Below are 5,507 nucleotides of genomic sequence, written 5' to 3' on the forward strand. Positions count from 1 at the left end.
TCATAGCATACAAAAACTAGAAGAACTATTGCCTGGATATCAAGAAAACACTAACCTGTAGTTGCTCGGACGTTTACAATTTAAATCCAATGATATGAACATAATAATTGTTTGAAGCAAAGGTAGGTCAGATTATAAAACTAGGAAAGATGTACTTTCTCGGAGCGATACGAAAGAATGGTAGCAGCAAAACCAGTATATAATAATATTAAACAGACACTAAGTGTATAACTCAAAAAAAATAATTTAATTATTTATAGTGGACACTAGTTAGTCTTCTTATAAATTGATAGACTTGTCCAACGTTTACTATCGTTACACGAAGGCTTTTCTACAATTTGAATTTTATTACATTTCCTTTATTATCAAAAAAATGTGGGTAGTGTGCTTTTACGTTATTCCTTATAAATTCCAAAGGTACATCTTCAAAATGGCCATAGTCATCAAGATATTCCATAAAAAGATTACCTTGATTATTGAACTCTTGTAAAAAAGAATTGTTCTCACCGTCAAACTCTAAAGGAGATACATTACAGATTTTACACATAGACTTGTTAAAAGCAGGAGATAGTTTAAGCCATTTATTATTCAAATAAACATTTACCATTCCGTGTGGTGTTAACTCATTAGTTCCAAATTTCTTAGTCAACTTTTCTACTCCAATATGATTTTTCACTTTACCCAAGTGAAGTCTAGCTGGAATTTTTAGAGCTCTCAGGCAAGCAATTAAAATGATTGACTTTTCTATACAATGACCTTTTGCTTTTAAAGTAATTTTACTAGCCTTGAAATTCTCTTTAGATAACCTAAAATTATAGGGGTCGTATCTCCATGAATCACGCACTTTAATGTACAAACGTTTTGTTTTTTCTTTATCTGAAAGCGAATCAGTTTTAAATTCAGTTATGAGATTTTGAATTTCATCACTGTCAAAATCAAAAAAATAAGATGATGCTAAATAATCCATTTAAATATTATTGTTAGTTTCGGTCATTTTGGTATGGTAGTTTATTACTTAGCGGACATTGTTGATAAACGTAGAATTTTTTTAGTTTGGCACAACAAAAGCCCAGTTTTTTCTATACCTCCTTATTACCTGATGGCTTTTTTGTTTTTTATTCAATAAATTTTATTCATTAATTGTATTTGAAACCATATTTTGTAAAAAGCTTTTTAGAAAACTGATTATCAAATCGAAAACTCAATTTAGATTTAAATCTTTTGTTTAAAAAATTTAGCTAAATTACTTTTCTTCACTCCTCAATTGGCGATAAAACATTTTCAGTAGGTATTCCAATTATGCTGAAATAAAATTGCAAGTGGTTGTTTTAAAGATGTTGTTGAAGTTTGGTTTTTTCAGGCTAACTTACAGGCATTAATATTATTTCTTGTTTCGATTTCCGTAATTTTGGTTTAACTTACATATAACAATTGGATATGCTTAAAAAATTTATATATCTTCAATTATCAAATATATGCTAAACATCCTAAAGTTTTGTAATATAATGAGTTTTATGAACTTTTGGATTAATAGCTACAGATATAAATTAGCATTTGATTATTCCAGTTAGTTTTGTGCCACTTTGAGAGATCAAGTAATTAGCTTATCGTGTTAAGAACGCGATATGGCCGACACCAATAAATACTTCGGTAAGTCAACTGCATATTGAGTTAAGAAACAAACAAATTCAGACTTCAGTAAAAAGGGTGTCTGCTTATTAAAGGACAAACAAATGTCTTATTCAGCATTACAATTATACATTATGACCGGCGGAAACGTAGGCTTTTCTTTTTTTATTTAAACGTTAGAGGATCTGGTCTATTTTTTCGTGTCCTAAAATCAACAAAATGTTCTACATTACGAAACTGAAAGTAAATATTATGTTTCATAAGGTAATTTAAATCCTGACCAGCAGATTTCCCAAATGAATGACCAGGCCAGAATGAAGTAGTTTCTACCAAATAATTTTTTAAAAACTGGACTGAATTATAAAGTTTATAAGCATCGCTGCGATTACAGGTACCTACTCCTTCAATAAAAACAGTATCTCCAGAGAATAAATTATTTTCTATTAAATAACAAGTACTTCCTAACGTATGTCCTGGTGTTATTATAGGCATAACCTCTATGTTACCCAAAATTATTTTGTTTAAATGTTTCACTTTTCTAAGATTTAAACAGGTAAAACCATAAGCATCAATTTCTTCTCCTGAAATAAAAACAGGGATTTTTCTGACCAACGCAAATTTTTCAGCTAAATTTGTATGATCAATATGAGAGTGTGTCAATAAAATGGCTTTTAGAGTAATTCTGTTGACTAATAGAAACTCATTAATAAGATCATAATCCCAAGCAGGATCAACCAATATTCCTATATTTTCATTATAAATCAAATAACATTGATTCTTAATAAATGATTTTTTAGTTTTAAATAATTTTATTAACATAATTAAATACAATTACTTAACGCGATTTTTCTTAATGAATTTCTAATGCAATTTAAATCTATTGACGTGTTTTTAGGAAGTACAATTGAACAAACATAATTATTTTCAATAAATGAGATTGATTTATATTGAATAAAATTCTTAAAAATACCTATAAAGAAGAAACCTTGTTGGTGTATTAATTTAATTTCAAAAATTTTAAAATCAACTGTTAACCCTGTCTTTAATATTTTAGATAATGCTTCTTTTATTGACCACATAATTGTAAAACCTTCTCGTTTTGCAAGAGAGAAAGATTTAATAATTCCTTCTTCTTCATCTGATATTATACTTTTAATTATATTAATCTTAGCTTCATCTATTTTTTCAATATCAATCCCCATCGGATGTTCTTCTGGAAAAGCAAGAGCTACTCCGATATTATTACAATGACTTATAGAAACTTGTATATTTTCATTTTGTATATTTTTTACTACAGGAAATTGAAAAACTCCAAATTGTATTGAAAAAGAGACAATTTTTTTATCATCATCTAGCAATTTTAGCACTGCTCGTTTTGCTGCTATCCTGCCAAGTAAATAGCTTTTTCTTCTCCTTTCAAATTTTAAACATTCATAATACGACTTCTCGCTCGGATGTAGTAAATCTATTTCCTTATTAAGCTCGGGAAGTCCCTTATTAATTAAGCAAAACCCAGCCTTAAAATCAGTATTTTCTCTTTTTAATAAAATTTCGCTTATATACATTTCTATTTAAATATTTTCTCTAGTTTTTCTAATTGTTCAATCTCTCTACCAAACGGTGTCATAATCTGAAAAGTTTTCGATTTTGATAATGAATTTAAATTGTTTTTTACAAAAGTTGAATTGGATCCTGAAGGTCCTAAATCAATATATAGACAAGAAGCTTTATTTTCTATATATTCTACTATTTTAGAGTAATTTGTATATTGACTTACCACTTCTCCAAAATAGTTATTCGGAACATCACTATCAAGCTCTTTACTTTTTATACCAGAAATAAAGCCAGGTTTAGGTTTGCACAATCGTATAAAATTCATGTAATAATTAAAATCCCTCAACCCCACTAAAACAAGAGGAGAATGAAAAGGAATACATATTGGAAGACGAAGAAATTGAATGTTAAGCTTAATTAACTCCAACTGAAATGCATCTAAATTTTCAACCGTCCCGGAAAGTGTAAAATGTCCTTCAAAATTATCACCTGCTAGAAAAAGGCCATGAAAAAGATAAATTCGTTCTAGATTAACTTTGTTTTCATTAATTATAGTAAGCATACCTCCATGTACATTATTTCTAACTATGGACTTTGCTTGTTCAACTGATGCTTCAAGTGCGGTTTCATAATCCCAAATTCCACTTACTACACCTGCAGAAAATTCTCCCAAACTAATTCCTGAGACATAATCAGCTTTAATCCCCAACTCCTTTAGTACTTGATACATTGCAATTTCGACTGCAACTATAGCGGGATGGGTAATTAGTACATCATCAAAGCTCTTATGATTAGTAAAATATAATTCGTTTATTAGTGATCTATCTAACTTTTGTTGAATAATTTTATCACCCTTTTCTAAACTAGTTCTAAAAACCTTATTATTTTCAAAAAGTTTCCGTCCCATTCCTATATATTGGCTTCCTTGACCTGAAAAGAGAAATACTATTTTATGTTTTTTTATATTAGTGTCAATCATAGTTCAATTACATATAAAGATTGATTGTATTCCACAGGAGTAAAATCTTCCACCAATATTTTTACAACCTTTCCTGAAAAATTACTCTTTATTTCATTTAGAAGTTTTAATGCTTCTATAGAACAAAGTACATCTCCCTTAGTAATCATATCACCTCTTTTTATATATTTTGATTTATCAATTGATGATTGCAAATGAAAAGTGCCTATGAAAGGGGATTTAACAATGTGGTATTTAGAATCACAATCAAAAACAAAGTCTTTACTTTCAAGTCCAATAGTTCTAATTGATTTTTCTTGAACTTTATCCTTTTGATATACTATAACTGGAGGTATTATATTCGTTACTTTATCTTCAATATTCTTTTTAATCACTATTTTCACTTTTTCATATTCTAATTTAAATTCAAGCATCGCTGAATCGGTTACCGAGGTGATTAGTACTTGTATTTCTTTTAGATTCATAACTCATATATTACAATAAATAGCCCTCGAAGTATAGCCTTTTAGGTATTTAATTGAAGAAACTTAATTATCTCTTCAAGTCTAAAAATTCATATTAAATTTATCGATTGATTTATCTACTTAAGAAGCCTTCTGTTATATGACTAACTTACATTGATAATGGGGCAGTTGTGTTTACTTTCAATTCTTTTTAATCAGATTAGCACCTTACTGAGTAAATTTAATTTAAAGTACTTTTTCTTTCTTTACAATTATGATTATTAGATAATATTGATTTTAAATTATACTGATCTATTATGAATAAAAAATTAAAATAGCAATTTCACATAAAGTAAATTAAACAAGAATAAGTTGTGGTTATTTACTAATTAACAAATGTATAGATTGATTTAAATTAAATATCTTTTGCTTTCTATATAGAAAATTATTTATACCCTATTTAATGAATTTCACATACCATATTTAGAGTTAATTAAGACTTATAATCTATTAATGTTATTGCCAAATATATTTTGCGAAAATCTTCCAAAAACATAACGTAATTCTCTTTATTTTTTAGATAATATAACCAGTAAAGCTGTTACTTTTATAACTTAATTAGCAACTTATACCAAAACATTACTTTTTCAAAATGAAATGTAGAAATGCAAGCAGACGGAGCATTAAAATTTGAATGCAAATCTCTTTAATAAAAATGGCTATATTCTACTATATGACTGATTCAGTTGTTGTTTTCCAAATTTGCCATGCATTTTGTCCAGCAAGGGCATAGTAGGCAAAGGATTTGAGCCGTTGGTTATTCTCTTTTATGCGTTCCAAGACCATAAACCAGTTCATATAATTCTGTAGATATTTAGTTGCCACTCCATTAAAAGATTATA

Annotated in this window: 6 protein-coding genes; all 6 read right to left on the reverse strand. The window is 28.1% G+C overall.

The window, feature by feature from the left end; genetic code table 11:
- Nucleotides 1-331: 331 nt before the first annotated feature.
- On the reverse strand, nucleotides 332-967 hold the full coding sequence (locus CVD18_RS21110) for a transglutaminase family protein (protein ID WP_103867462.1): 636 nt from the start codon (nucleotides 965-967) through the stop codon (nucleotides 332-334).
- An 827-nt stretch (nucleotides 968-1,794) separates the two neighbouring features.
- On the reverse strand, nucleotides 1,795-2,394 hold the full coding sequence (locus CVD18_RS21115) for an MBL fold metallo-hydrolase (RefSeq protein ID WP_158250535.1): 600 nt from the start codon (nucleotides 2,392-2,394) through the stop codon (nucleotides 1,795-1,797).
- A 56-nt stretch (nucleotides 2,395-2,450) separates the two neighbouring features.
- The gene (locus CVD18_RS21120) at nucleotides 2,451-3,194 is read right to left on the reverse strand and encodes a 4'-phosphopantetheinyl transferase superfamily protein (protein ID WP_103867464.1); all 744 of its coding nucleotides are present in this window, start codon (nucleotides 3,192-3,194) and stop codon (nucleotides 2,451-2,453) included.
- A gap of 2 nt (nucleotides 3,195-3,196) precedes the next feature.
- Entirely contained in the window at nucleotides 3,197-4,162 is a 966-nt protein-coding gene (locus tag CVD18_RS21125; protein ID WP_103867465.1) for an acyltransferase domain-containing protein, read from the reverse strand.
- Nucleotides 4,159-4,626, reverse strand: a complete 468-nt coding sequence (locus CVD18_RS21130) for a biotin/lipoyl-containing protein (RefSeq protein ID WP_103867466.1) — start codon at nucleotides 4,624-4,626, stop codon at nucleotides 4,159-4,161. Before CVD18_RS21130 ends, CVD18_RS21125 begins: the two co-directional genes overlap by 4 nt.
- A 708-nt stretch (nucleotides 4,627-5,334) precedes the next feature.
- Complete coding sequence (locus CVD18_RS22870) at nucleotides 5,335-5,490, reverse strand: hypothetical protein (RefSeq protein WP_158250440.1); 156 nt, start codon at nucleotides 5,488-5,490, stop codon at nucleotides 5,335-5,337.
- Between the last annotated feature and the right edge of the window lie 17 nt (nucleotides 5,491-5,507).

This window comes from Aquimarina sp. I32.4, from assembly GCF_002924285.1.
In the GTDB taxonomy this organism is placed as follows: domain Bacteria; phylum Bacteroidota; class Bacteroidia; order Flavobacteriales; family Flavobacteriaceae; genus Aquimarina.

Bases quoted from the DNA above. Each gene is read 5' to 3' on its own strand.
- CVD18_RS21110 (WP_103867462.1), bottom strand. From the start codon at position 967: ATGGATTATTTAGCATCATCTTATTTTTTTGATTTTGACAGTGATGAA.
- CVD18_RS21120 (WP_103867464.1), bottom strand. From the start codon at position 3,194: ATGTATATAAGCGAAATTTTATTAAAAAGAGAAAATACTGATTTTAAG.
- CVD18_RS21125 (WP_103867465.1), bottom strand. From the start codon at position 4,162: ATGATTGACACTAATATAAAAAAACATAAAATAGTATTTCTCTTTTCA.
- CVD18_RS21130 (WP_103867466.1), bottom strand. From the start codon at position 4,626: ATGAATCTAAAAGAAATACAAGTACTAATCACCTCGGTAACCGATTCA.